At 76.7% G+C, this 26,053-nt stretch carries 20 protein-coding genes and 2 pseudogenes; 12 read left to right on the top strand and 10 right to left on the bottom strand.

All coding sequences use genetic code 11. The annotated features are described in order from the left end of the window. Positions 1-57: 57 nt before the first annotated feature. Together CCN29_RS16855 and CCN29_RS16850 are read right to left on the bottom strand one after the other, a co-directional pair. Complete coding sequence (locus CCN29_RS16855) at positions 58-4,383, bottom strand: cation-translocating P-type ATPase (RefSeq protein ID WP_086682847.1); 4,326 nt, start codon at positions 4,381-4,383, stop codon at positions 58-60. Between the two features lie 15 nt (positions 4,384-4,398). Then, positions 4,399-4,962: a hypothetical protein gene (locus CCN29_RS16850; RefSeq protein WP_442538391.1), complete on the bottom strand. Its 564-nt coding sequence runs from the start codon at positions 4,960-4,962 to the stop codon at positions 4,399-4,401. A 295-nt stretch (positions 4,963-5,257) separates the two neighbouring features. Between CCN29_RS16850 and CCN29_RS16845 the strand changes: the two genes are divergently transcribed. The 5 genes from CCN29_RS16845 (at position 5,258) to CCN29_RS16825 (ending at position 10,422) form a co-directional block, all read left to right on the top strand. Continuing rightward, on the top strand, positions 5,258-5,977 hold the full coding sequence (locus CCN29_RS16845) for a nucleotidyltransferase family protein (protein ID WP_086682842.1): 720 nt from the start codon (positions 5,258-5,260) through the stop codon (positions 5,975-5,977). Next, positions 5,974-6,258, top strand: coding sequence for a BON domain-containing protein (locus tag CCN29_RS16840; protein ID WP_006132194.1), 285 nt, complete (start codon positions 5,974-5,976; stop codon positions 6,256-6,258). The genes CCN29_RS16845 and CCN29_RS16840 overlap by 4 nt, the downstream gene beginning before the upstream one ends. Continuing rightward, positions 6,255-7,016 carry a metallophosphoesterase family protein gene (locus CCN29_RS16835; protein ID WP_006132195.1) on the top strand — a complete coding sequence of 254 codons (762 nt, stop codon included), beginning with the start codon at positions 6,255-6,257 and terminating at the stop codon, positions 7,014-7,016. Before CCN29_RS16840 ends, CCN29_RS16835 begins: the two co-directional genes overlap by 4 nt. Positions 7,017-7,227: 211 nt before the next feature. Further along, positions 7,228-8,895: an alkaline phosphatase D family protein gene (locus CCN29_RS16830; RefSeq protein ID WP_086682839.1), complete on the top strand. Its 1,668-nt coding sequence runs from the start codon at positions 7,228-7,230 to the stop codon at positions 8,893-8,895. 156 nt (positions 8,896-9,051) lie between these two features. Then, positions 9,052-10,422: a trypsin-like serine protease gene (locus CCN29_RS16825; protein ID WP_086682848.1), complete on the top strand. Its 1,371-nt coding sequence runs from the start codon at positions 9,052-9,054 to the stop codon at positions 10,420-10,422. A 59-nt stretch (positions 10,423-10,481) separates the two neighbouring features. Here CCN29_RS16825 and CCN29_RS16820 read toward each other — a convergent pair whose 3' ends face one another. The 6 genes from CCN29_RS16820 to CCN29_RS16795 all read right to left on the bottom strand — a co-directional run bounded on the left by CCN29_RS16820 (position 10,482) and on the right by CCN29_RS16795 (position 15,757). Next, the gene (locus tag CCN29_RS16820; RefSeq protein ID WP_086682836.1) at positions 10,482-11,570 is read right to left on the bottom strand and encodes a serine hydrolase domain-containing protein; all 1,089 of its coding nucleotides are present in this window, start codon (positions 11,568-11,570) and stop codon (positions 10,482-10,484) included. After that, positions 11,567-12,484, bottom strand: a complete 918-nt coding sequence (locus CCN29_RS16815) for a DUF6895 family protein (RefSeq protein ID WP_086682834.1) — start codon at positions 12,482-12,484, stop codon at positions 11,567-11,569. The genes CCN29_RS16820 and CCN29_RS16815 overlap by 4 nt, the downstream gene beginning before the upstream one ends. Continuing rightward, positions 12,481-13,470: a DUF6895 family protein gene (locus CCN29_RS16810; protein ID WP_006132200.1), complete on the bottom strand. Its 990-nt coding sequence runs from the start codon at positions 13,468-13,470 to the stop codon at positions 12,481-12,483. Before CCN29_RS16810 ends, CCN29_RS16815 begins: the two co-directional genes overlap by 4 nt. Next, positions 13,467-14,159 (bottom strand): hypothetical protein, encoded by a 693-nt coding sequence (locus tag CCN29_RS16805; RefSeq protein WP_031061194.1) that lies wholly within the window; start codon positions 14,157-14,159, stop codon positions 13,467-13,469. Before CCN29_RS16805 ends, CCN29_RS16810 begins: the two co-directional genes overlap by 4 nt. A 22-nt stretch (positions 14,160-14,181) precedes the next feature. Beyond that, the gene (locus tag CCN29_RS16800; RefSeq protein WP_006132202.1) at positions 14,182-14,370 is read right to left on the bottom strand and encodes a hypothetical protein; all 189 of its coding nucleotides are present in this window, start codon (positions 14,368-14,370) and stop codon (positions 14,182-14,184) included. 91 nt (positions 14,371-14,461) lie between these two features. Beyond that, positions 14,462-15,757, bottom strand: a complete 1,296-nt coding sequence (locus CCN29_RS16795; protein ID WP_086682831.1) for a cytochrome P450 — start codon at positions 15,755-15,757, stop codon at positions 14,462-14,464. A gap of 168 nt (positions 15,758-15,925) precedes the next feature. On the opposite strand from CCN29_RS16795, the pseudogene CCN29_RS16790 reads away from it, so the two are divergent. The 7 genes and pseudogenes from CCN29_RS16790 to rfaE2 all read left to right on the top strand — a co-directional run bounded on the left by CCN29_RS16790 (position 15,926) and on the right by rfaE2 (position 23,890). Next, a pseudogene (locus CCN29_RS16790) lies at positions 15,926-16,422 on the top strand (hypothetical protein). Positions 16,423-16,525: 103 nt separating this feature from the next. Then, positions 16,526-17,491: an NAD-dependent epimerase/dehydratase family protein gene (locus tag CCN29_RS16785; RefSeq protein ID WP_006132205.1), complete on the top strand. Its 966-nt coding sequence runs from the start codon at positions 16,526-16,528 to the stop codon at positions 17,489-17,491. 75 nt (positions 17,492-17,566) lie between these two features. Further along, entirely contained in the window at positions 17,567-19,288 is a 1,722-nt protein-coding gene (locus CCN29_RS16780) for a carbamoyltransferase family protein (protein ID WP_086682828.1), read from the top strand. Then, positions 19,288-20,349, top strand: a complete 1,062-nt coding sequence (locus CCN29_RS16775) for a glycosyltransferase family 2 protein (protein ID WP_086682825.1) — start codon at positions 19,288-19,290, stop codon at positions 20,347-20,349. The genes CCN29_RS16780 and CCN29_RS16775 overlap by 1 nt, the downstream gene beginning before the upstream one ends. A gap of 166 nt (positions 20,350-20,515) precedes the next feature. Continuing rightward, positions 20,516-21,763: a glycosyltransferase gene (locus CCN29_RS16770; RefSeq protein WP_086682822.1), complete on the top strand. Its 1,248-nt coding sequence runs from the start codon at positions 20,516-20,518 to the stop codon at positions 21,761-21,763. A 91-nt stretch (positions 21,764-21,854) separates the two neighbouring features. Further along, the gene (locus CCN29_RS16765) at positions 21,855-22,481 is read left to right on the top strand and encodes a D-sedoheptulose-7-phosphate isomerase (RefSeq protein WP_086682819.1); all 627 of its coding nucleotides are present in this window, start codon (positions 21,855-21,857) and stop codon (positions 22,479-22,481) included. After that, positions 22,478-23,890, top strand: a complete 1,413-nt coding sequence (rfaE2, locus tag CCN29_RS16760; RefSeq protein ID WP_006134140.1) for a D-glycero-beta-D-manno-heptose 1-phosphate adenylyltransferase — start codon at positions 22,478-22,480, stop codon at positions 23,888-23,890. Before CCN29_RS16765 ends, rfaE2 begins: the two co-directional genes overlap by 4 nt. Positions 23,891-24,249: 359 nt before the next feature. Here the strand turns inward: rfaE2 and CCN29_RS16755 are convergent, their stop codons facing one another. Continuing rightward, positions 24,250-25,518: an MFS transporter gene (locus CCN29_RS16755; protein ID WP_239011377.1), complete on the bottom strand. Its 1,269-nt coding sequence runs from the start codon at positions 25,516-25,518 to the stop codon at positions 24,250-24,252. Between the two features lie 354 nt (positions 25,519-25,872). Further along, positions 25,873-26,053 (bottom strand): annotated as a pseudogene (locus tag CCN29_RS16750) (DoxX family protein); the annotation flags it as partial.

Here is a 26,053-nt window from a genome sequence, read left to right as displayed (position 1 = left end):
ACCCTGTCCGCCCTCGCCCCCCTGGAGGGCGTCGCGGCTCGAAGCCGTGGACTCCCCTCAGGCGACCGGCCGGGCGATCCCCGTGTGGAGGAGGTCGCGGGTGTGGCGGGCGGAGTCGGCGAGGCGGACGGTGAGGCGGGTGGCCAGGGCGTAGAGGTGGTGGACCGCGGCGAGACGTTCAAGGCGGGGGGCGAGGGCGGACAGGGTGATGGCGAGGGCGACGCCCGTCCAGGCGAGCGGGCCCAGGGGGACGCAGCCGAAGAAGTGGCTGACGCCGGGCGTCTGCACCAGCGCGGCGAGGACCGCGGCGGAGCCCAGCGCGGTCACCCACACGAGGGTGCTGTGGCGGCGTCCGGAGAGGGTCTGCACCAGCTGGGCACCGACCACCCCGCACAGCGCCATGGTGGTGGAGCGCCGCTCGGTGCCGGGGGTGAACCGGCCGATCAGATATGCGGTGACCGCGCCCAGGCAGGTGGTGACGCCGCGCCGCCGGATGGAGCGCAACAGCGGTGTGCCGAGCACGTCGAGGCCCATGGGGCCGGTCGCGGCGTGCGCCGCCGTGGACGGGTCGGAGCTCGGCGTCACGGCGACCGCCATCGCCGGGAACATGTCGGTGAGCAGGTTGACCAGGAGCAGCTGGCGGGTCGACAGCGGGGACGAGCCGGCGAGCAGGGTGCCCAGGACGCTGAAGCCGACCTCGCCGGCGTTGCCGCCGATGAGGATGCTCACCGCGTCGGCCACGCTCCGCCACAGTGCCCGGCCCTCGGCGAAGGCGTCGACCAGGACGGACAGGTCGCCGCCGGTGAGGACGATGTCGGCGGCGTTGCGGGCGGCCGCGGAGCCGCGGGCCTCGATGCCGACGCCCACGTCGGCGGCGCGGATGGCGGCGGCGTCGTTGGCGCCGTCGCCGGCCATCGCGACGACCCGGCCGGCCTGCTGGAGGGCCTCCACGACGTGCAGCTTCTGCTCGGGCGCGACGCGGGCGACGACCCCGGCGCCGTGCAGGGCGCGGACGCGTTCGGTGCGGCCCATGGCGACCAGGTCGTCCCCGGTGACCACCTCGGTCTCCTCGGGCCAGCCCAGTTGCAGGGCGATGGCGCGGGCGGTCTCCGGGTGGTCGCCGGTGAGCATGACGGGCAGGATGCCGGATTTTCGGAGAGCGGTGAGGAGTTCGGCCGAGGTGTCGCGGGGCACGTCGGCGAGGGCGACGAACCCGACGAGCTCCAGGCCGGAGAGGCCGGCCTGCACCTCGGCCTCGGGGTCGGTGCCGCCGTACCGGCGCCGGGCGACGGCGAGGACGCGCAGGCCCTGTCCGGCGAGGGTGTGGGCGGCTCCGGCCGCCTCCTCGGGCAGGTCCGCGCACGCGGGCAGCACGGTCTCGGGGGCGCCCTTGACGACGAGGTACGCGCCGTCCTGGCCGTCCCTGCCGACGGCGGCGGCGTAGCCCCGGCTGGCCTCGAAGGCCAGTTCGCCGTCGGCGGTCCAGGTCTCGTCCGGCGGGGCCGCGTCCAGCACCGCCTCGTCGGTGGCGTGCGCGACCTTGCGGCCCTCGGCGGTCTCCTCGCGGGGGCAGGCGCGCGCCGCGAGCCGGACGACCGGGACGGCACGCTCGTCGTCCGGGGCGAGGACGGCGCCCTCGGCGGTGGCGACCTGCACCAGGCGGAGGCGGTTCTCGGTGAGGGTGCCGGTCTTGTCGAAGCAGACGGTGTCGACCCGGCCGAGCGCCTCCAGGGTGCGCGGGGTGCGCACCAGCACACCCCGGCGGGACAGACGGCGGGCCGCGGCCATCTGGGCGACGGTCGCGACCAGCGGGAGCCCTTCGGGGACGGCGGCGACGGCCACCGCGACGCCGCCGCTGACCGCGCGCCGCAGCGGGCTGCCGCGCAGCAGGGACAGGCCGGTCACCAGGGCGCCGCCGGTGAGGGTGACGGGCAGCGCCTTGCGGGTGAGCTCCTGGAGCCGGGCCTGCACTCCGGCGGGCGGCGGGGTGCGGGAGGCGAGGGCGACGGCGCGGCCCGCCTCGGTGTGGTCGCCGGTGTCCACCACCAGCGCCTCGGCGCGGCCGGCCACCACGGTGGTGCCCTCGAAGACCATGCAGGTCCGCCGCGCCACCGGTGCGCCCGGTGTGGGGCCGACGTCCTTGGCCACGGGCAGCGACTCGCCGGTGAGGGACGACTCGTCGACCTCGAGCCCATCGGCGCTCAGCAGCCGTGCGTCCGCCGGCACGACGTCTCCGGCGGCGAGGTCGATGCGGTCGCCCGGCCGCAGCCGGGTGGCGTCGACGGTGACGGTGCGGCGGGGGGTGAGACGGCGTCGTGCGCGGGGCTGCTGGCGGGCGGCGAGGCGGGCGAGGGCCCGCTCGGCGCGCAGCCGCTGGAGGCCGCCGGCGACCGCGTTGAGGTCCATCGCGCCGACCACGAGCAGCGCGTCCACCAGCGAGCCGAGCAGCGCCGAGGCGACCGCGCCGGTGGCCAGGACCGGGGTGAGGGGGTCGTCCAGCTCGCGGCGGACCGCGCCGGCCGCCTCCCAGGTCCAGCGGGCGGGCGCGGCGGCGCCGGTGGCGGCGAGGCGTGCGGCGCGCTGCCGGACGCGGGAGCCGAGCAGGGCGAGGCCCACCGGTTCGGCCTCGGTGCGGGCGTGCCGGAGGAGGGTGCGCGCCTCGTGCGGTTCGAGGGCGTGCCAGGGCACGTGCAGCCGGGGTTCGGGCGGGGCGGCGCGGGCCACGCGGACCGCCTCGGTCCAGCCGGTGAGCAGGGCGCCGGCGGCGGCGACGTTCACCGGGGCGTGCCGGGTGAGCCGCCGCCACACACGGCCGCCGGGGGTGCCGCCGCGGGCGACCATCAGGCCGGAGAGGGCTGCGCCCGCGCGGGCCAGGGTCTGCGAGCGGCGGCCGACGCGGCGGGCCGCGGGGATGGCGGTGAGCAGCCGCCAGACGTCCGCGAGTCCGCCGGGGGCGAGGGCGTCCGCGCCCCACGGGACGGCCGAGCGGCCGTCGGTGAGGGCGATCGCCACGTCCCCCGCGGGCAGCCCGTCGGCGACGTCCCGGTCCCCGCCGGCGGGCACCCGGGCCACGCTGACGACGATGTGCCCGTCCTGCTGGAGGGCGCGGACGGCGTCGCCGAACGGCAGGTCGGCGGGGGCGACCTCGTCGGCGAGGCGGGTGATGTCCTTCAGTTCGGAGCCGCCGGTGACGACGACGTGCAGTCCGGCCCGGCGGGCCGCGTCGAGCACCGCCTCCGCCCATGGGTGCACGGGGTCGTGGTAGGGCGCGGGCTCCTCGTCCCCGGCCGGGGGCAGGCCGCGCAGCGCGTCGGCGTGCAGGACCAGCGAGTCGGCGATCTCCAGCTGGCGCAGCCGGTCCCCGCCGCGCACCAGCACACCCGTGCGGGCGAGTCCGGTGCCGAGGACGGAGTTGAAGGCGGCGGGGCCGTAGCGCGCGGCCTTGGGTGAGCCGGCCAGGACGGCCTCGGCGGCCTCACCGGTGTCGTGGGTGACGAGGAGCGTCGCGGCGGCCCCGGCCACGCTGCCGGTGCCGGCGTTGGCCGCGTACGCCTGCGCCGGGGTCACGCGCAGGGGCGGGCGGATGCCGGGCGCGGGCGGGACGCTGGTGCGCCGTTCGCGGCACACGTCGTCGTGGAGCGCCTCGAAGGCGGCGGCGCGGGCGGTCGCCTCGGTGAGCTGCCCGGCGCGCAGCAGCGCGTCGAGCAGCAGCGACACCGGGGACTGGGCGGCGCCGTGCGCGACGGCGTTGGCGGCGGCGAGCAGCAGCTCCATGCCGCTGCCGCCGAGGCGTTCGCGCAGCCGGGCGCGGAAGCGGGGGTTCTCCCGCAGCAGGGTGACGAGGGCGGTGACCGCCTTGGGGCTGCGCGGCAGGCGCAGCGAGCGGCCCGCCAGGGCGCCGGCCGTGCCGGCGGCGTCCAGCAGCAGCGCGGCGGCGGCGACCCGCACCTCGCGCGGGTCGCCGGGGTGCGCGGGGTCGGCCTCGGGCCCGGGTCCGGCGTCCTCGGTGAGCCCGAGGCGCTCGGCGGCGGCGACGGCGCGCTCGGCGACGCGGTCGCCCGCCGCGTCGGTCGCGGCCGTCACCACGAGCCGGGCGAGCCCCTCGTCCCAGTACGCGGCCACGACGTCGGGGTGTTCGAGCAGTTCGGCGGCGACCCGGCGGGCGAGGGGGCCGACGGCGACGTCGGGGTGGTGCAGCGCGAGGTGCACACGGTGGCCGGCCCGCCAGTGGCGGTCGGCGCCGAGGGCGTTGCGGGCGACGTGGGTGAGGCGGCGCGTGGTGACGTGGACGGAGGCGACACCGTTGGCGGTGCCGCGGGCCGCGCCGGCGGCGGCTCCCGCCACGGCCCCGGCGAGCGGGGCGACGTCGAGCAGGGCGAGCATGCCGGATCCCGCGGCTCAGCCGTGGTCCCGGCCGTGGGCCGGCCGGCCGGGGCCGTCGTCGTGCCCGGTCGCCGCGGCGACCTTCCGCAGCGCGGACGCGGTCCCTTCGTCGCCCACTTTGGCGGGCTGCACGCGCGCCGCCGGCCGGCCGTCGGCGCGGTGCCGGGCGGGGGTGAGCCGGTCACCGGGGCCGGTGTCGCGGTCCTCGCGCGGGTCACGGGGGCGGCCGCCTGCCGGGACCACGCCTTCGCGGGTCGTGGCGGCCCACGCCTCGTCCTCGGCGGCGGGGGTACGGAACGCTCCGTCGGCGGTAGCCGGTTCGTCCCGCGGCCGGGTCAGCCACGCGACCGCCGCGCCCGTGACGGCGACGGGCCACTCCACGAGGCCGGCGACGCCGAGGACGCCCGCGCCGGTGTAGACGGCGATCCGCCGGCCCCGGGGCGTCAGCGCGCCGAGGGTGCCGAGCGCGCTGCCGGCCGCCCTGCCCGCCTGTTCGGCGCCCGGCAGCCGCCGCAGGTGCGAGACGACGGCCCGCAGGGGCTGAGGAAGCTCCGACGCACGCGAGGTGTCCTGCTCCATGTCGACCTCCACCACCGGACACACGTGTCCGTTCCAAGGACCTTTCGTCCATCGTCGGCCGGGAGCGGCCCGCGCGCCGCCCGGGTACGGCCGAAGCGGTTCCCCACGCCCTCCGGCGCCAGGCGTCTTGGGCGGATCAGCCCGGCTGAGACCGACGTGCCTCTGGACCGACCGGGCGGGGTCCGGTGCGTGCGGCTGCAGTTCCGAACGGCAGGCCCTTGGGTCCGGGCCCGTGTCGGGGCGGGCGCTCCGGGTACCAGGAACAGGCACACCAGGCGTCGGGAAGGGAGCGGTCATGACGGAGAACGGCGAGGACGCCGCCCGGGCGCGGCGTCCGGGGACACCGGACCTCCGTCTGGCTTCCGAGGCCCCCGGGGAGGCGCCGCCCCTGGACGTGCGGGCCGAGCCGCCGATCGGGCCCGCCGACGAGGCCGACCTGCCCCGCGACCGCAACCAGGCCATCCTGGAGGCGGCCAAGCAGGTGGGCGCGGTGCTGAAGCGGGGCGGGCATCTCTTCGCGCTGGCGGGCAGCGTCGCCGTGCACGCCCACGGCGGCAGCGGCAATCTCCAGCACGACGTGGACTTCTGCGTCCGCCCGGAGGACGCGGGCCCGGTCGCCGCCACGCTGCGGGACGCCGGGCTGACCGTCTACAGCCCGCCCGAGGACTGGCTGATCAAGGCCACCTGCTTCGGGCAGGACGTCGACATCATCTTCGAGCTGGCGCACCGCCCGGTCTCCACGGACATGCTGCGCCGCGCGGGGGAGCTCCCGGTGGAGTCGGTCCGTATGCCGGTCCTCGCGCCGACCGATCTGCTCACCGGGCTGATCGCCGCGTTCTCCGAGCACCACTGCGACTTCGGCGCGGTGCTGCCCATCGCCCGCGCCCTGCGCGAGAAGGTCGACTGGGAGCAGGTGCGGCGCGACTGCGGCGATGCGCCCATGCCCGCCGCCTTCTTCTTCCTGCTGGAGCGCCTGGACGTCATCCGACCCGTCCGTGGAGGGGATTTCCCATGAACACCCACGACGCCGGACCGGCGGGCGGCGCCCCGCCCGCGGGCCCCGAGTACCGCGTCGCCCACCTCCAGGACCGTCTCGCCTCCGGTGAGCTGGGTGAGCTGGGCGTGCACGCGGAGGTCCGCGGCGGGGCCGTCCTGGTCACCGGGACCGTGCCGTCGGCCCGCTGCCGGGACGAGGTCCTGGCCGTGGTGCGCGAGGAGCTCGGCGGGCTGGACGTGCACACGGACGTCGTCGTCAGCGAGTCCTCCTCGCCCGACCACGCGGAGGAGCTGTCATGATCCGGGTCGCCGCGGTCGGGGACATCCACATGGGGCCCGACACCCGGGGCGTGCTGCGTCCCGCCTTCGACACCCTCCCCGACTGCGCCGACGTGCTGCTGCTGGCCGGCGACCTCACCCGGCACGGCACCACGGACGAGGCGCGGGTGGTCGCCGACGAGATCCGCGGCCTCGGTGTGCCGGTGGTCGCGGTGCTGGGCAACCACGACCACCACGACGACCGGCAGGACGAGGTGTCCGGTCTGCTGCGGGACGCGGGAGCGCACGTCCTGGAGGGTGAGGCGACGGTCCTGTCCGTCGGGGACGCGCGGGTCGGCGTGGCCGGCACGAAGGGGTTCGGCGGCGGGTTCGTCGGGGCGAGCGCCGGCGAGTTCGGGGAGCCGGTGATGAAGGAATTCGTGCGGGTCTCCCGCCGTTGCGCCGACGGCCTGCGGACGGCGCTGGAGCGGCTGGCGGAGGAGGACTGCGACGTGCGGATCGCCCTCACCCACTACTCCCCCGTGCCGGAGACGCTGGCCGGTGAGCCGCCGGAGATCTATCCGTTCCTGGGGAGTTATCTGCTGGCCGAGGCGATCGACACGGCCGGCGCCGATCTCGCCGTGCACGGGCATGCGCACGCCGGCAGCGAGCACGGCATGACGACGGGCGGCGTCAAGGTGCGCAACGTCGCCCAGCCGGTCATCGGACGCGCCTTCCACGTGTACCACCTGCCGCTGCGCGAGCGGGTGGGCGCGGACGCGGGAACGCCCGCCGGCTGACCCGCCCGCCCGAATTCCGGATCCCCGAAGCGCCGTCGGTCCTGCCGGCGGCGCTTCGGCGTGCGTCCTTCCCCGTACCTCCTGTGGTGTGAACGCCCCGCACGGCACGCGTCTGACGAGCATTTTGTCTGCTTAGCATGCAGCTCTCCGTGTCGGCGGCCCGCCTGCCCGCGGCTCCCGTTCACCCCTCCCCCGTACGAGAGGACCCCCGATGGCGCTGCCGGGCCGTACCGGACGACCTGCCTCCGCGCTCGCCCCCACCCCGTACGACGCCGAACTGCGCACCGCCGCCCGCCACCTGTCACGCCGTCGCTTCCTGACCGTCGGCGCCGCCGGCGCCGCCCTCGCCTTCGCCACCGGCCTGCCCGCGCGCGGGGCGTTCGCCGCGCCCCGGCTGGACGCGGCCCGCATCACCGAGGACCCGTTCACCCTCGGCGTCGCCTCCGGGGACCCGCTGCCGGACTCGGTGCTGCTGTGGACCCGGCTCGCCCCGGCGCCCTTCACACCGGACGGCGGCCTGGGGCAGCAGCAGGTGGAGGTGGCCTGGGAGATCGCGCTCGACGAGTCCTTCACCCGGGCCGTACGCGCCGGCACCGCCCTGGCCCACCCCGAGTACGCGCACAGCGTCCACGTCGACGTGGGCGGCCTCGACCCGGCGACGACGTACCACTACCGCTTCCGCACCGGCGCCTGGATCAGCCCCACGGGCCGGACCCGCACCGCCCCCGCCCCGGGCGCCGGCGTGACGCGGCTGCGGCTGGCCGCGGTCGCCTGCCAGGCGTACCACGACGGCTACTACACCGTGCACCGGCATCTGGCGCGCGAGGACGTCGACGTGGTGTTCCACCTCGGCGACTACCTCTACGAGTACGCCGTCGACTCCGCGGGCGGCGCCCGCGACTACACGGACCGGGTGCTGCCGTCGGTGTTCAACCGGGAGACGACGACCCTCGCCGACTACCGGATGCGGTACGCGCTCTACAAGAGCGACCCGGACCTGCGGGCCGCGCACGCCGCGCACCCGTTCGTCGTCACCTGGGACGACCACGAGACGGAGAACAACTACGCGGCCGACCACGACGAGAACGGCAGCGACCCGGCCCTGTTCCTGGCCCGGCGGGCCGCCGCCTACCGTGCGTACTGGGAGAACCAGCCGCTGCGCGCCGGACAGCTCCCCGACGGGCCCGACGCCCGGCTGTACCGCAGGCTGCACTGGGGCACCCTCGCCCAGTTCGACGTCCTCGACACCCGCCAGTACCGCTCCGACCAGGCCTACGACGACGTCCCGCACGCGCCGGGACCGGAGACGGACGACCCGGCGCGCACCCTCACCGGCGACGCCCAGGAGCGCTGGCTGCTCGACGGGTGGGCGTCCTCGGCCGCGCTGTGGAACGTGATGCCCCAGCAGGTGTGCTTCTCGCAGCGCCGCCTCGACCTGGGCGGCCCGGCCAAGCTGTCGATGGACGCCTGGGACGGCTACCGCGCGAGCCGTGCCCGGCTGGTCGCCGGGGCGAAGGCGGCCGGCGTCGACAACTGGCTGGTGCTCACCGGCGACGTCCACGTGGCGTACGCCTTCGACGTGAAGGACGACTTCGACGACCCCGCCTCCGCCACCGTCGGCACGGAGTTCACCTGCACCTCCGTCGCCAGCGGGCGCGACGGGACCGAGCGCCCCGCCAACTGGGACACGTACATGAGGGCCAACCCGCACCTGCGGTTCTACGACGGGCGCCGCGGCTTCCTGCGGCTGGAGCTGAACCGGGAGAACGCCCGCGCCGACTTCCGGACCGTGCCCGCCGTGACCGTGCCGGGCGCGGCCGTGTCCACCGCGGCCTCCTTCGTCACCGAGGCCGGCGCGCCCGGACTGACGCCCGTGTGACGTCACCCGTACGATCCCGCCCGCCTACTGCACACGGAGGTACGTCACCGTATCGATCGTGCGATGTGCGGCGTGTCCTGACATCGCGTCGGCCACGCCGGGCAAGGAAACGGTCTCCGCGACAGCCACGCCGCCCACCGAATGGAGACGTACCGCATGGTCCTCAGACACGCCCGGACCGCGCGCCGCTCGGCGCTCGTGACCCTCGGCGCCCTCGTCCTCGCCGCACTCCCCTACGCGGCGGCGGCCGACGCCGCTCCCGCGGACGGGCCCGCGCCCGGGGCGGCCCAGACCCTCGGCGCCGACCGGCCCTCCCCCCACCTGCTCAGCGCCCTCCAGCGCGACCTGAAGCTGAACGAGGAGCAGGCGTCGACGCGCCTGGTCAACGAGGCGGAGGCGGGCACCCGCGCCGGCCGCCTGCGCAACGCGCTCGGCGAGCGGTACGCGGGCGCCTGGCTGCGCGGCGCGACCGCCGACGAGCTGACGGTGGCGACCACCGACGCCGCGGACGTGCCGGCCATCGAGGCCGAGGGCGCCACCGCCCAGGTGGTCGAGCGGCCCCTCGCGGCACTCGAGGCCGCGAAGAGGAAGCTGGACGCGGCGGCCGGCCGCGTCTCCACGCCGGACACGCCCGTCTGGTACGTCGACGTGGTGAAGAACCAGGTCGTGGTGCAGGCCGTCGACCAGGCCGCGGGCGCCGCCTTCGTGGAGGCGGCGGGCGTGGCGGGCGAGGACGTCGGCATCCGCCTGGCGGCCGAACGGCCCCGGCCGCTCCAGGACATCACCGGCGGCGACGCGTACTACATCGACGACGCGGCCCGCTGCTCCGTCGGCTTCTCCGTCACCAAGGGCGCCCAGGGCGGCTTCGTGACGGCCGGCCACTGCGGCCGCGCGGGCGCGACCACCACCGGCTACGACCGCACCGCGCAGGGCACCTTCCAGGCGTCCGAGTTCCCCGGCAGGGACATGGCGTGGGTGGCCACGCAGAGTCAGTGGACGCCGACGCCCGACGTCAAGGCCGCGGACGGCCAGGAGGTCCAGGTCACCGGCTCGGCGCAGGCGCTGGTCGGGGCGTCGGTGTGCCGCTCGGGCTCCACCACGGGCTGGCACTGCGGTGTGATCCAGCAGCACGACGCGAGCGTCCGCTACCCGGAGGGCACGGTCGACGGGCTGACCCGGACGACGGTGTGCGCGGAGCCGGGCGACTCGGGCGGTCCCTACGTCGCGGGCGCGCAGGCGCAGGGGGTCACCTCCGGCGGCTCCGGCGACTGCACCAGCGGCGGCACCACGTTCTACCAGCCGGTCAACCCGATCCTCTCCCAGTACGGGCTGACCCTGACCACGGCGGCCGTGCAGACCACGCCCGCGGAGCAGGAGAGCGGCGCGCAGGCGTGGACCGCCGGCCGGGTCTACGAGGCGGGCGCCACCGTCACCCGTGACGGCGTGACGTATCAGTGCCTGCAGACCCACCAGGCGCAGGGCGCGTGGGCGCCCGCGGGGACGCCGGCGCTCTGGCAGCGCGTCTGACACGGCGGAATGCACGGCGCCGGCGGCGGTCAGCGGACCGCCGCCGGCGCCGTGTGCGGTCAGCGGTCCTCGGCGAGCAGCGCGTAGGCGGTGGCCACGAAGGGGTCGTGCGCACGGAAGCGGCGGGTGCAGACGGCGGCGAGCGCGGTGCCCGTGTCGGGCCGGAAGCCGAGGAAGGCCTGCTGGCCGAGGGTGGCCCCGCTGTGGAAGTACAGCGGGCCGCCGTCGGTGGGGTGCCGGAACCAGGCGACGGTGTGCACATGGCGGTGCCCGAGTCCGCGGCGCAGCACGGGGGTGCGGACGGCGCGGAGGGCGCCCGTCAACGGGGGGCACCGGGCGGGGTCGAGGTGGGCCTCGAGGAAGGTGAGCAGGTCGTGGGGGGTGGCGCGGACGGCGCCGGCCGCCTGGAAGCCGCCCGCGTCGAAGGGGGGCACCGCCGTGGTGCCGTCCTTGCCGTTCCCGGTGGCGTCGGTGCCGCCGGCGCCGGGCCGCAGGGCGGTGTCGTGGAGGGCGAGGGGCCGCAGCAGCAGATCGGTCGTCAGGTCCGGCCACGGGGTGCCGGTGGCGGCGGCCAGGGCGTGACCGAGCACGGCGACACCGAAGTTCGAGTAGCGCCAGCGGGTGCCGGGGCGGTGGCGGGGGCGGTGCCGCAGGAAGGCGTCGATCACGCGCGCGTCCGGGTAGCGCCCGTAGGGGTTGGTGCGCCAGGCGGGCAGCGCGCGGGGGTAGAAGCCGGCGGGGAGCGCGGGCAGTCCGGCCGTGTGGGTCACCAGGTGGGCGAGCGTGACGGGGGTGCGGCCGGGCGGGCGGCGGGCGCCGAGGAGCGCGGCGGCTGGTTCGCCGCCGGTGAGCCGGCCGCTGTCCACCAGATGCGCCAGCAGCAGTCCGGTGAACGCCTTGGTGGCCGAGCCGATCTCGTAGCGCAGCCGGTCGCGGGGGCGTCCCGGGGCCTCACCGGTCCCGCCGGTGACGACCGTGCGGCGGCCGTGGCGGGAGAGCGCGAAGACGGTGTCGGGGGCGTCGGCCGCGGTGACGGCCTCGGCCAGCCGCTCGGACCAGGCGCCGTCGCCGTCGGCGGTGTTCGCGCAGGGTCGGTCCTCCTGGCCGGCCGGCGGGCCCGGCCAGGTGGTGCGGGACGCCGTCGTCATGAGACGCGGGCCAGTTCGGTCAGGGCGCGGGAGGTGGCCAGGACCGAGGCGAACGCGGCGACCAGCGTGGAGTGGTAGACGACGTCGAAGACGGCCTCCTCGTCGCCCTCGGGCATGTCGCGGATCGCGGGCATGGCGCCGTCGGGCTGCTGGGCGGCGGCGAAGGCCCGCCAGGCGGCCTCGTCGAAGGCGGGGCGGGGCAGGCAGGCGTCGACCACGAGGAGTTCGCCGAGCAGGTCCCAGCGGCGCAGGTCCAGCCAGTCGTCGATCCAGGCGGGCAGCCAGGTCGCGAGGTAGTCGGCGATGTCCGGGGGCAGCCCGTCGGGGTTCTCGCCCCAGTCGGTCAGATGGAACACGCAGTGCGTGATGTCGTAGCCGATGTGGCCTTCGACGGTCCAGGGTTCGGGGGTGCGGGCCAGCCAGGTGGAGCGCAGGGCCTCGGCCTCCGAGGGGCGGGGGGTGAGGCCGAAGCGGCGCTGGAACGCGGACAGTCCGAGCCGCCGGGTGGGGGAGAGCTCAAGTGCGGACCAGCTGTCGAGGCGGTTGTTCAGCACCACATGGCGCTCCAGCTCGGGGTGGCTGTAGCCGAGTTCGTGGAACGGCAGGTAGACCTCGAAGGGGACCGGGGAGGCCGGCTCGGCGTGCTGACCGCGCACCAGCATGGTCCCGCCGTCCAGGGTCTCCCGCCAGACGTGGTCGAGCAGCCGGCGGGCCAGTTCGGCCTGCCGGGAGCCGGCGACGCCCTCGCGGAACAGCACCTTGCACACCAGGGCGAGTTCGCCGACCGGCTTGAAGCGTTCCAGGAAGCCCACCTCGGGGTCGACGTCGGGTTCCAGGCGGAAGCCGTCGCGGTGCGCCCAGAGCCATTCCAGGGCGCCGACGCCGACGGTGTGGGCGAGACGGGGGTCGGTCATGCCGGCGCTCCTTGTCCGCCGGGCCGCCGCCCCGCCGCGGCCGGCGCGGGCCGCTCGGCAGCCGGGCGGGCTCCGGCCAGGACCGCCGCGAAGGCGGCCATGAGGGTGGAGTGGTAGTGGTGCAGGAAGTAGCGGTCGCCGTCCGTGCCGGGCGCGGCGCCGATCTCGTCCAGGTCCCGGTCGTCCAGGGGGACCTCGCCGGCAGGGCCGCGGGCCGCGAGCAGCCGCCCCCAGTCGCCGGCGGGCACGCTCTCGCCGGTGGTGCGGGCCACGATCGCCGCCACGGCGAGCAGTTCGCCGCCGAGGTCCCACATCCCGGCCTCCAGGCAGGTGTCGAGCCAGGGCGGCAGCCAGTCGCTCAGATACGCGACGAGGTCCGGCGGCAGCGCGGCGGCGTCGCACCCCCAGTCGCTGAGGTGGAAGACGACGTGGGTGAGGGCGTATCCGGCGTCGCGGCCGAAGGTCCACGGCTCGGGCAGTCCGCCGAGCCAGGTCTGCGGCAGGCCCGGCGGTGCCTGGCCGAACGGGTGGACGCCGCAGCGTTCCTCGGCGCGCAGGACGCCGAGTCGTCGCGTCGGATCCTGTTCGGTGAGTCGCCAGCCCCGGGTGCGCGCCACCACGGCGGCCGCCTGTTCGAAGGCGGGGTGCCGCAGTCCGGCCGCGGCCAGGGCGGCGTACACCTCGAGCGGGTAGGTGGCGAACGGCTCCAGGCGCTGCAGCCGCAGGAACAGCGCGCCCTCGTGCGTCTCCTGCCAGGCGAAGTCCAGCAGTCCGCGGGCGCGGGCGTGCAGCGGGTCGGCGGGGTCCGTGAGCCGGGTGACGGTCGCACAGACCTGGGCGAGCTCGCCGAGCGGCTTCCAGCTCAGGTCGACCTCGCCGTCGACGGCGAGCGCGTCCTCGCCGAGAGCGAAGCCGGCGCGGTGGGAGTCCACCCAGGCCAGCGCGGTTCCGGCGACGGCGCGGAGGTCCTCGGCGGGCGCGGTCACCCGCGTGCTCCGGTCCGCATCCGCCGGGCGGCCTGCACCTGGAGGGCGACGAGCGGGTCCTGTCCGCCCATCAGCTCCACGAAGTCCAGCCCGGCATCCAGGCCGACCGTCTCCGGTACGCCGGGCAGCAGGGTGAGCCAGCGGCCGGCGCCGGCGGCCTGCCGCCAGTCCCTGCGGCGCACCGCGCGGACGAAGCCGCGGGCGACGTCCACGGGCCGGCCCTCCGCGAGGCGGCTCACCGCGCAGTCCTCCCCGGGCAGCGCGAGGGGCGCCAGGACGGCCAGTTGGTGGGTGAGGACCTGCCAGGTCGCGCCGTCCAGCCACGCGGTGTCCGGCTCGTCCGGCGCTTCCGCGGAGGAGGGGTCGGCGCGGCGCAGGGTGCGGGCCATCGCCCAGTGGCTCCACCGCACGGTGGGCGCGGCGTCCGCGCGGGGCGGGTACGCCTCGAACGCCTTGCGGAAGACGGCCAGCTCCGCCGGGTCGGGCGGAGTGCGTGAGAGAAGGCCCGGCAGCAGCGCGTCCGCTCCCAGGACGCGTACGGCGGCGGGTGCCAGGTCCCCCGCTTCCCCGTCGGTCCCCACCGGGGGGACGACGTGAGCGTGGTCCCCGCCCCTGAGGGCGGAGACCACACCGGAAGCGAGGTCCTGCACTGCGGCCTGCAAGCGGGTCGAAGTGCCTGACTGCTCCATTCGACTGCTCCCGTCGATCCGTTCAGCCCTTCTTCGGGCGCGGAGTCGGCGGCGACAGCAGCAGCTTGCCGCCGCCGGAGAGGAGCGCCAGGCCGGCGCACTGACGGCTGTCGCGGTAGACGCCGTCGGCCTCGACCGGGTCGAGAGCCGCTTCGATGTCGGCGGCCTGGATTCCGGTGAGTTCGTCGGTGACGATCTGGTCGGGACGCATGACACCATCTCCCTGAGGTGTAGCGAGTACCTTCCCCTCCAGAATCACCCATTTCGGACAAATCACGCCACTTGTCCCCGGCTTGATTTCGTCACTTCTCCAACGTGCGGCGGGGAGACGGGCGCACGGCGCGGGCACCGTGAGCCGCCGCCTGCCCCACTCCCGCAAGGACCACACCGCTGTGCGGGCGGGTGGGGACGCGGTGCAGGGGGATGGCCAGATTCTGGTCCGGAACCGTGTACTCCAAATGGGCTAGTTGCGTCGCGAGGGTCTCCAACACCCCGACGCTGAGCCCCTCTCCGGGGCAGCGGTGGCCCGTCCCCGGGTCGCCGCCCCCCTGCGGGATCAGCTCGTCGCGCCCGACGGCCCGTCCGAGGAAGCGCCGCGGCCGGAACGCGTACGGGTCGCCCCACAGCGTCTCGTCGTGGTTCTGGCCGTACACGTCGAGCACCACCAGGCCCCCTTCCGGGACCCACGCGCCCCGCCAGAACAGGTCACGGACCGCGAGGCCGCCGAGGAACGGCACGAACGGGTAGAAGCGGCGCACCTCGTGCGCGAACGCCGTCCGGAACGCCGCGTCCCCCTCCACGAGCGGCGCACGGTTCTCCGGCCAACGGTGCAGGGCGTGCGCGGCGAAGGCGACGAACCAGGCGAGGGCGGTGGTCGGGCGCAGCACGTTGAGCAGTTCGACGGCGGCCGTCTTCTCGCCCAGCGGCTCCCCGTCCGCGTCGCGGTGCCCGCAGACCCGCTCCAGCACCGAGCCGGCGGGCGCGGTGACCTGTCCGGTGCGGACGTCGCGGACCAGGCGGGCCAGCCGCTCCTCCTGCCGGCCACGGGCGCGCCGGGCCCGCAGATGCCGCGGTCCCGCCGTGGCGAAGCCGTCCACCATCGCGGTCATGTCCCGCGCGGCCTCCCCCGCCTCGGCGTCGTCCAGCGGCACGCCGGCCCAGCGGTGGACGCCGCGGGTGAGGACCGTGGCCGCCTCGTCGAACAGCACGATCGACGCGCGCCGGGCCCACCGCGGTACGGCCTCGTCCCAGGCGGCGGAGACCTGCTCGGCGAGCCCGGCCACCGCCGCGGGCTCCAGCAGCGGGAGGAACAGGTCCTTGCGCGCGCGGTGGGCGGCGCCGTCCAGGGTGTGCACGGCCTCGTGGCCGAACAGGGTGCCGAGGACCGGCTCGGGGATCGCGCGGTGCCGGTGCACGTTCCGTTCGTCGTAGAAGAAGCGGACCGCCTCCGGTCCGCGCAGGGCGAGGGCGGGGCGGCCCATGATCCGGGTGCGGACCACCGGGCCGGACGCGTCACGCATCCGGTTCGGGAGCCAGGCGTAGCCCTCGGCGAGAAGCGGCAGGGTGCGGTCGATCAGGGGGCGGCTGAGTACGTCCATGGCGGCCGGGTGCCCGCGGACCCTCCCCGGACACTCCGGTGAACGGGCGTCACACCCGGCAGGGCGTGGCACAGGCCACGCCCCGATCGAGACCCGGGTCACTTCGAGGGCGGCGGGCCGGGGTCTACGGTGCCGCCGTATCGCCCTCCCGATGCGGACGGACCCCTCATGCCGGCCCACCTCTCCTCCCTCGTGACAGCGGCCACCGCGCAGTGGCTGGCCCGTGCCTTCCCCGCGTCCGGCGGCGCCCTGTCCGCCGCCCTGTGCGAGATCCAGGCCCGCCAGGCGGTCACCGTCGCTGCCCGGCTCCGCCACCCCACGGCGATGGACGCGGAGCTGGCGGGAGTCGCCGGCCCCGGAGGCGCGGCCCGGCTCGACCGGGTCACCGGCGCGGAGGGGCTCGGCACGGAGCTCTGGCGCACCTGGGTCGACGAGGTCGTCGCGAGCTGGGCGGCGGGCCTGCTGTCCGACCCGGCGCTGGCCGCCCGGGCGGTCGCCGCCCTCCCGCAGGGCACCGGCGAGTACCGCCGCCTCCTCTTCCCGATCCGGCGGACACCCGGGCCGCGGCCCTCCTCCGCCACCCGGACCTCCTCGCCCCGGTGGCCGCCCTCCACCGCGGGTCGCTGCTGGCGCGCCTCGGCACGGAGGCGGCGCCCGCCGCGTGAGCCGGCCCGCGCCCGCCGGTGCCGGCGCCGTCACCGTCCGTGGTTCACCCGACTGCACCAGGCGACCGTGCCGTCCGCCTCCGTGCGGGTGAAGGTGTGGGGCATGAGCAGTCCCATATCCCGGAAGTGGGAGCACGCCGTCGTGACCGGCGGCGCCGGGTTCGTAGGCTCCCACCTGTGCAAGGCCCTGCTCGACGCGGGCGCGGCCGTGACCTGCGTGGACGATCTGAGCACCGGCCGGCCCGAGAATGTCGCGCCGCTGCTCGACCGGCCGGGGTTCACCCTCGTGCAGGCCGACGTGTCCCAGGAGCTGCCGGTGCGCCGGCGCCCCGACCTGGTGCTGCACTTCGCCTCCCCCGCGTCCCCCGCGGACTACCTGCGGCTGCCGCTGCACACCATGGAGGCCGGCAGCGCCGGCACCCGCAACGCCCTGACGCTGGCCCACGAGTCGGAGGCCCGGTTCGTGCTGGCGTCGACGTCGGAGGTGTACGGCGACCCGCAGCAGAACCCGCAGGACGAGCGGTACTGGGGCAACGTCAACCCGGTCGGCCCGCGCAGCGTGTACGACGAGGCCAAGCGGTTCGGCGAGGCCCTGACCACCGCGCACGCGGAGACGTACGGCACGGACACCTGCATCGTGCGGCTGTTCAACACGTACGGCCCCGGCATGCGCGGCCACGACGGGCGGGCGGTGCCCACCTTCGTACGGCAGGCGCTGGCCGGTGAGCCGCTCACCGTGACCGGGGACGGCCGGCAGACCCGCTCGCTGTGCTACGTCGACGACACCGTCGCCGGCATCCTGGCGGCGGCCGCCCACGGTCTGCGCGGCCCCGTGAACATCGGCAACCCCTCCGAGATCAGCATGCTCGCGCTGGCCCGCCTGGTGGTGGCCCTCGCCGGTTCCTCCTCCGAGGTGCGCTACATCGAGCGCCCCGTGGACGACCCGGCCGTGCGCTGCCCCGACATCACGCTGGCCCGCGACAAGCTCGGCTGGGAGCCGCGGGTGGGCGCCGAGGAGGGCCTGCGCCGCACGATCGACTGGTTCCGCGCCGAAGCGGCCCGCGGCTGAGCGGCCACCCCCCGCCGGCTCCCAGGACCGGGCGGCCGTCCCGGCCGCCGCCCCCACGCGAAAGGTCCGTCCGCCATGCGCATCCTCGGCATCAACGCCCTGTTCCACGACCCCGCGGCCGCCCTGGTGATCGACGGCCGTACCGTCGCCGCCGCGGAGGAGGAGCGGTTCTCCCGGCGCAAGCACGGCAAGCGACCGCTGCCCTTCTCCGCCTGGGAGCTGCCCGAGCAGGCCGCCGCCTGGTGCCTGAAGCGGGCCGGGCTGCGCCCCCAGGACCTCGACGCGGTCGCCTATTCCTTCGACCCCGCCCTGGCCCGCCCCGCCGACGCGATGGGCCTCGACGACCCCTGGGACCATCTGCGCCTCACCTACGCGCGGGAGGCCCCGAACTTCCTGCGGACCGCGCTTCCGGGCCTCGACCCGGAGACCGTGCGCTTCGTCCCGCACCACATGGCGCACGCCGCGTCCGGCGCGTACGCCGCCCCCGACGCCGACAGCTGCTCGGTGCTGGTGCTGGACGGCCGCGGCGAACGCGCCTCCCACCTGGCCGCGCGCCGGACCGGCGGCCGGCTCGCACCGCTGCGCGCCCAGGACCTCCCGCACTCGCTGGGCCTGGTCTACGAGGAGCTCACCGAGCACCTCGGCTTCCTGCGCTCCTCCGACGAGTTCAAGGTGATGGCGCTCGCCTCCCACGGCACCCCGCGCATGCTGCCCGAACTGCGCCGGTACGTGTACCCGACCGGCGACGGCGGCTTCCACGCCGCCGGGGTGCCCTGGGCGGAGCTGTGCGCCCCGCGCGGCCCGGACGAGCCGTGGACGCAGGACCACGCCGACGTCGCCGCGAGCGCGCAGGCCGTGCTGGAGGAGACGCTGCTCGACCTGGTGCGCTGGCTGCACGGCCGCACCCACGACTCGCTGCTCACCCTCGCCGGGGGCGTGGCGCTGAACTGCGTCGCCAACTCCCGGATCGCCCGTGAGGGTCCGTTCTCCCGGGTGTGGGTGCAGCCCGCGGCCGGCGACGCCGGGACCGCGCTCGGCGGGGCCCTGCTGCTGTCCGCGGGCGCCGGGGAAGCCCCGGAGCCGATGGCCGGCGCCGACCTGGGCCGGGACTGGTCCGACGCGGAGCTGGGCGCGTGGCTGAAGACGGCCGCCGTGCCGTGCGAGAAGCCCGAGGACATCGCCGTCACCGTGGCGCGGACGCTGGCCGGCAACGGCATCGTGGCCTGGTTCCAGGGGCGCAGCGAGTACGGCCCCCGGGCGCTCGGCCACCGGTCACTGCTCGCCCACCCCGGGCACGCCGGGAACCTGGAGCGGCTCAACGACGTGAAGGGCCGCGAGCAGTTCCGGCCGGTGGCGCCGATGGTGCTCGCCGACCGAGCGGCGGACATCTTCGACGGGCCGCTGCCCAGCCCGTACATGCTGTTCGTGCACGGTGTGGCGCCCGCCTGGCGGGACCGCGTGCCCGCCGTGGTGCACGTCGACGGCACCGCCCGCATCCAGACGGTCGACCCGGCGCGCGAGCCATTGCTGGCGCGGATGCTGCGCGAGTTCGAGCGGCTGACCGGGCTGCCCGTCGTCGTCAACACCAGCCTCAACACGGCGGGCCGGCCCATGGTGGACGACCCGCGCGACGCCCTGGAGTGCTTCGGCTCCTCCCCGGTGGACCTGCTGGCCATCGGCCCGTACGCGGTGCGGCGCGGCGCGCTGTTCCGCACCGGCGACACCGCCGACTTCGGCGGCTCCGGCGGCTCCGGCGGCTCCGGCGGCTCCGGCGGCTCCGGCGAGGAGGTGCCGTGATGACCGGTCCCGCCGCTCCCGCCGGGGAGTACGCGGTGGTGGTGCCCACCCTGGGCCGCCCGTCGCTCGCGGCGTGCCTGCGGGCGCTGGCCGAGTCGGAGGGGCCGCGTCCGACGCGGGTCGTGCTGGTGGACGACCGCGAGGACCCGGCCGTGCCGCTCACCGCGTCCGTGCCGCCGGCCCTGCGGTCCCGGACCGTCGTGGTGCCCGGCGGGGCGCGCGGCCCGGCCGCCGCCCGCAACGCCGGGTGGCGGGCCGCCGGGGACGCGCCGTGGACCGTGTTCCTCGACGACGACGTGGTGCCCGGCCCCACCTGGGCCGACGACCTCGCGCTCGACCTCGCGGGGGCGAGCGTGGCGACCGCCGGGATCGGCGCGCGCATCGAGGTGCCGCTGCCCGTGGACCGGGCGCCCACCGACTGGGAACGCAACGTCGCCGGACTGGCCGGGGCGCGCTGGATCACCGCCGACATGGCGTACCGGCGCAAGGCGCTGGAGGCCGTGGGCGGCTTCGACGAACGGTTCCGCCGGGCCTTCCGGGAGGACGCGGACCTGGCGCTGCGGGTGCTCGACGCCGGCTGGACGCTGGCGGAGGGACGCCGTACGACGACACATCCGGTGCGGCCCGCGGACCGGTGGGTCTCGGTGCGGCTCCAGGCGGGCAACGCGGACGACGTGCTGATGACCCGGCTGCACGGGCGTGACTGGTGGCGGCGGGCCGGCGCGCCCCGGGGCCGTCTCCCGCTGCACCTGGCGGTGACCTCGGCCGGGCTCGCGGCGGCGGTGTGCGCGCTGACCGGACGTCCGCGCGCCGCGTCGGCGTGCGCCGCCGGGTGGCTCGCCGGGACCGCCGAGTTCGCCCTGGCCCGGATCCGGCCCGGCCCGCGCACCCGGGACGAGATCGTCACCATGGCGCTCACCGGCGCGCTGGTCCCGCCGGCCGCGGCCTGGCACTGGCTGCGCGGACAGGTGCGGCACCGCGCCACGCCCGCCCACCGCCACCGGGCCGCGCCCCCGTCGCCGTCCGCCGCGGCGCCGTCCGGCGAACGGATGCCGACATGACCGCCGCCGGCCCCCGCCTGCCGTCCCCGTCGGCCGTCCCCGCCCCGGCCCGCGCCGGACCCCGGCGGGCGCCGCCCGCACGCTCCCGGCCGCGCCCGCGGCCGGCGCCCGATCCGCGGACGGCGGTGTCCGAACCCCGGCCGCGACCGATCACGGAGGTGAGCCCATGACCGCGGACTACGCCCCTGTCCCCCCGGGCGTGCTGTCGATCGCGCTCGTCTCGGAGCACGCCAGTCCCCTCGCCGCGCTCGGCGGGGTGGACGCCGGCGGACAGAACGTCCATGTCGCCGCCCTGGCCTCGGCGCTCGCGGCCCGCGGACACCGGGTCACGGTGCACACCCGTCGCGCCGCGCCCGACCTGCCGGACCGGGTGCGGCTGGATGAGCGCGTGGAGGTCCACCACGTCACCGCCGGGCCCGCCGAGCCGGTGCCCAAGGACCGGCTGCTGCCGTACATGGACGAGTTCGCGCGCGTGCTCGTCCGGGAGTGGCGCGCCCGCACCCCGGACGTGGTGCACTCCCACTACTGGATGTCGGGGCTGGCCTCGCTGGGCGCGACCCGGGAGCTGGGCCTGCCGCTGCTGCACACCTTCCACGCGCTGGGCACGGTGAAGCGCCGCCACCAGGGCAAGGCCGACACCAGCCCGCCGGAGCGGATCGCCTGCGAGATCGAGGTGGGGCTCGGCTGCGACCGGGTCGTCGCCACCTGCCGTGACGAGGTGTCCGAGCTGGTCCGCATGGGCGTGCCCGCCGACCGGATCGGTGTCGTGCCGTGCGGCGTCGACACGGAGCGGTTCACGCCGGCGGGCCCGCGCTGGGCTCGTGGCCCGCACCGTCACCGGCTGGTCCAGCTCGGACGGCTGGTGCCGCGCAAGGGGGCCGCCGTGTCGGTGGCCGCGCTGGCGCTGCTGCCGGGGACCGAGCTGCTGGTGGCCGGCGGGCCGCCCGCGGAGCGGCTGGACGACGACCCGGAGGTGCGCCGGCTGCGCGCCCTCGCGCGGGACGCCGGGGTCGCCGACCGGGTGCGGTTCCTCGGCGGGGTGGACGCCGAGCGCGTGCCGGCGCTGCTGCGCTCCGCCGACGTGGTGCTCTGCCCCGCCGACTACGAGCCCTTCGGCATCGTGCCGCTGGAGGCCATGGCCTGCGGCCGCCCCGTGGTGGCCAGCGCGGTCGGCGGCCAGCTCGACACGGTCGCCGCCCCGGCCACCGGCCGGCTGGTGCCGCCCGGCGACCCCGAGGCGCTGGCCGCGGCCGTGGCGAGCCTGCTCGCCGACCCGGCGGGACGCGAGGCCTGCGGGGTGGCCGGCCGCCGCCGGGTGCTCGGCCGTTACGGGTGGGCTCGGGTCGCCGCCGCCACGGAGGCGGCGTACTGCGAGGTCCTCGACAGCGAGCCGGCCGTGACCAGGACCGGCTGAACCGCCGGCCCGACCGGCCCGCGGACGTCCGACGTTGGAAGGAGGTGCGGGCGCCGTCGCCGTCCCCGGAGGGCGGCGCGCCCGACACGCCATGACCGAACACCCCGCGCTCGACGCCGCCCGCCTGCACTGCCGGTCCCTCGAGGACGCCCTCGACGGGCTCCGCCGGCACGGCCTGCCCCGGATCGCCGACTGGGGCGGCCGGCTCGCCTCCGTCCTCGCCGGCGGCGGCCGGCTGCTGGCCGCCGGCAACGGCGGCAGCGCCGCCCAGGCCCAGCACCTCACCGCCGAGCTGGTCGGCCGTTACCGCAGCGAGCGGCCCGCCTACTCGGCGCTCGCCCTGCACGCGGAGACCTCCAGCGTCACCGCCATCGGCAACGACTACGGCTTCGACCACGTCTACGCCCGCCAGGTCGCCGCGCACGGACGCCCCGGCGACGTGCTGATGCTGCTGTCCACGTCGGGACGCAGCGCCAACCTGATCGCCGCCGCGACGGCGGCCCGGCGGGCCGGCCTCCAGGTGTGGGCGCTGACCGGCCCCGGCCCCAACCCGCTGGTGGAGGCCGCCGACGAGAGCCTGTGCGTGGCGGCGGCCTCGACCGCGACCGTGCAGGAGACCCATCTGGTCGCCGTGCACCTGCTCTGCGAGTGCTTCGACGCCGCCGTGGCCGCGCCCCCGGCGCGGACCGTGGCGGCCGTTCCCGGGAGGCTGACATGACCGGACCCAAGCCGCTGGTGGTGGTGGGCGACGTCCTGCTCGACGAGGACATCGAGGGGGTCGCCACCCGGCTGGCCCCCGACGCGCCCGCCCCGGTCGTCGACGTCACCGGTGACTTCAGGCACCCGGGCGGCGCCGGGCTGGCCGCCGCGCTCGCCGCGCGGGGCGGCCGTGACGTGGTCCTGGTGACCGCGCTCGGCGACGACCCCGCGAGCGAGGCCGTACGGCAGCAGCTCAGCGGGCGGGTACGGCTCCTGGAGCTGCCGCTGCACGGCACGCTGCCGGTGAAGACGCGCGTCCTGGCGGGCGGGCGGCCGCTGGTGCGCATCGACCGGGGCGGCGGCACGCCCGGCGAACCGGACGAGGCGGTGCGCGAGGCGCTCGCGGGCGCGCACGCCGTGCTCGTCGCCGACTACGGCCGGCACACCGCCGGCGCGGTACGCCCGCACCTGGAGGAGGCCGCCCGGCGCACCCCGCTGGTGTGGGACCCGCACCCCCGCGGCGAGGCGCCCGTGCCGGGGGCGCGGCTGGTCACGCCCAACGGGGGCGAGGCGGTCGCGCTGTGCGCCGGAACGCCCGGCGTGTCGGGCGCGTCGCTGGGCGCCTTCGCCGAACGCGGCACGGCACTCGCCGAACGCTGGCGGGCGGCGGGCGTCGCCGTGACGCTCGGCGAGCGCGGCGTGCTGCTGACCCGGCCGGGCGGCGGCACGCCCATGCTGATCCCGGCGCCGTTCCACGCGGACGGCGACCCGTGCGGCGCGGGCGACTGCTTCGCCGCGACGACGGTCGCCGCGCTGGCGGACGGGCTGCTCCCCGAGGAGGCGTTGCAGCGGGCGGTCGCCGAGGCCGCCGCGTTCGTCGCGGCGGGCGGCGCGGGCAACCCGGACCTCTGGCACACGCCGGCCGTCCCGGTCCCGGCGCAGGACCCGGCCTCCGACGCGTTCGAACTGGCGCGGGAGGTACGGGCGCGGGGCGGAACCGTGGTCGCCACGGGCGGCTGTTTCGACCTGGTGCACGCCGGTCACGTGGGCCTGCTGGAGAGCGCCCGGCGGATCGGCGACTGCCTGATCGTCTGCCTGAACTCCGACGACTCCGTCACCCGCCGCAAGGGCCCGGGCCGCCCCCTCACCACGGCCGCGGACCGCGCGAAGGTGCTGGCCGCGCTGGGCAGTGTGGACGCGGTGGTGATCTTCGAGGAGGACACCCCGGAGCGGGTTCTGGGCCGCTTGCGGCCCGATGTGTGGGTGAAGGGGGGCGACTACTCGGTGCAGGACCTTCCGGAGGCGGAGGTTCTCCGGACGTGGGGTGGGCAGGCGGTGGTACTGCCGTACCTGGACGGCCACTCGACGTCGCTGCTGGCGCGGCGGGCCGCGGACGCGGTTGCGGTGGCTTTGAAGCCCCCGGAATAGGCGCGTGCGCCTTTCGGACGCGGGTGAGTATCGCCCCCTCGGGGCGTGGAGGCGCGTGCGCCTTTCGGACGCGGGTGGGACACGCCCTGTAGGGGCGCGGGGAACTGCGCGAACGGGGGTCCGGGGGCGGAGCCCCCGAAACGGCGACGGCATCCGCCGTGTGTTGTCAGGCGCCGCCTGTTGGACTTCCGTTCGCGCAGTTCCCCGCGCCCCTGAAAAGCAGGCGTCCCGCACCGCCCGGTGCCTTCCAGGTTCCGTCCCTCGGACTTCCGTTCGCGCAGTTCCCCGCGCCCCTTCGGGGCATGTTCCGCCCGCGCCTGAAAGGCGGACCTACCCTCGATGCCCCGAAGGGGATGCAACTACGCAGCCGTCTGCAGGGCCTCCTGAGGTGCCGCGTCCTTCGTGAGCGCGACCGGGGTCGTCACCCTGCGGCGATGCAGGAGGTGGCCGGAGGCCAGGGAGAGGGCGATGACCGCGCCGCCCGTGATCAGGGCGCCCCGGGGGCCGGCCAGTTCCATCAGGAGGCCGAGGGCCGGCGGCCCGCCCAGACTCCACACCGTGCCGATCGACCCCCACACCCCCAGCACGCGCCCCCGCAGATGGGCGGGCGGGTCGGTCTGGAGGACCGCCGTGCCCGCCGTGTCGGACACGGATTCGACGACGGCCATGGGCAGGACCAGCACCACCAGCATCGCCAGCGAGGGCGACAGTCCGGCCGCGATCTGCAGCAGCGCCCCCGTGGCGGCCAGCGCGCCGACGAGCCGGACGGAGGGGCGCCGCAGCCGTGCGCCGAGGACCGCGCCGACGATGCCGCCGGCCGCGAGGACGGTGGACACCGTGCCGAACGCGCCCGCCCCGCCGGCGAGCGGGCCGGTGACGAGGACGGCGAGGGTCAGGCCGTAGTTACGGCCGAACACCGCGCTGATGCCGGTGACCCCGGCGAGCGCGAGCAGCCGTGGGCGGCGGGCGAAGAAGGCCAGCCCCTCGCGGACGCTCGTGCCGGACGCGGGACGCCGGGCGGCGCGCCCCACCGCTGCCTGCCCCACCGCGGCCTGCCGTACCGCTGCCTGCCGTACCGCGCCCGCCGCCGGGCGCAGGAACGGGATGACGGCGGTCACGAAGAGGAAGGAGAAGCCGTTGGCGAAGTAGGCCGCGGCGGTGCCGAGGAAGCCGACCGTCACCCCGGCGAGGGCCGCGCCCGCGAGCCGCCCCGCGTTGAAGACGAGCGCGCCGACGCCGATGGCGGAGGGCACGTCCTCGGCGGGGACGAGGTCGTTGCCGAGCAGGGCGCAGGCCGGGTTGTCGACGGTGGCGACCATGCCGGTGACGGCGGCGAGCACCATGAGGGTGGTCATGTCGAGCCGGTCCAGCGCCACCAGGGTGGCCGTGGTGAAGGCGACGACGGCGAGCAGGGCCTGGCTGACGGCGGCGGTCAGCTTGCGCGGCCAGCGGTCGACGGCCGCGCCGCCGAGGACGCTCATCAGCAGGGCGGGGGCCGCCTGGACGGACATGGACAGGCCGGTGGCCGCGGCGGACCCGGTGATCTGGAGGACCAGCAGGTTCTGCACGGTCAGCTGCATCCACGTGCCGGCGTTGGACACGAAGTTCGCGACGGACCACCAGCGCATGCTGCGGTGCCGCAGGGAACGCCAGGGCGACCGGGACCCGGCCGGGGCGGGGGAAGGTGTGGAAGACACGGTGCGCTACTCGGTGGGGAGCCTCTGAAGGCTCGGCTGAGTGGGCGCGGGAAGGAGGACGCCGGCTGCGCTGCGCGGCGGTTCCCGTCGCCGGATCGGGCGCGCACCATCGTGGCAGAAGGGACCCCCGAGTCCTCTCCGGCGCGGGGGCGACACGGAGGGACCTGGGGGTCAAGAACGCGTTCCCGCGCGGTACTTGGCCGCGCGAGTGCGGTTGCTCACAGGGGGGTTTGCGGGACGGGATCGCGGGAAGCGAGGCGGCCCCCGCCCCCGTCCCCGCCCCGGTCAGTGGGACAGCTTGACGCGGGCGCGTCCGGCCGCCACGCCGGGGCCGGCGCCGGCCTTGAAGGCGCGCCGGGCGATGTGGGCCTCGCGGCGCAGGTCGTGGGCGGCGTGCCGGCTCCGCCACAGCACCGAGGGCCGGCCCCCGGTGTCGTCGGCGGCGATCAGCAGGCCGCCGAGCAGG

This window comes from Streptomyces pseudogriseolus (genome assembly GCA_002154585.1).
GTDB classification, from domain to species: domain Bacteria; phylum Actinomycetota; class Actinomycetes; order Streptomycetales; family Streptomycetaceae; genus Streptomyces; species Streptomyces pseudogriseolus.
Note: the sequence above shows the minus strand (reverse complement) of the source record. Positions and strands in the feature narration are given on the sequence as shown.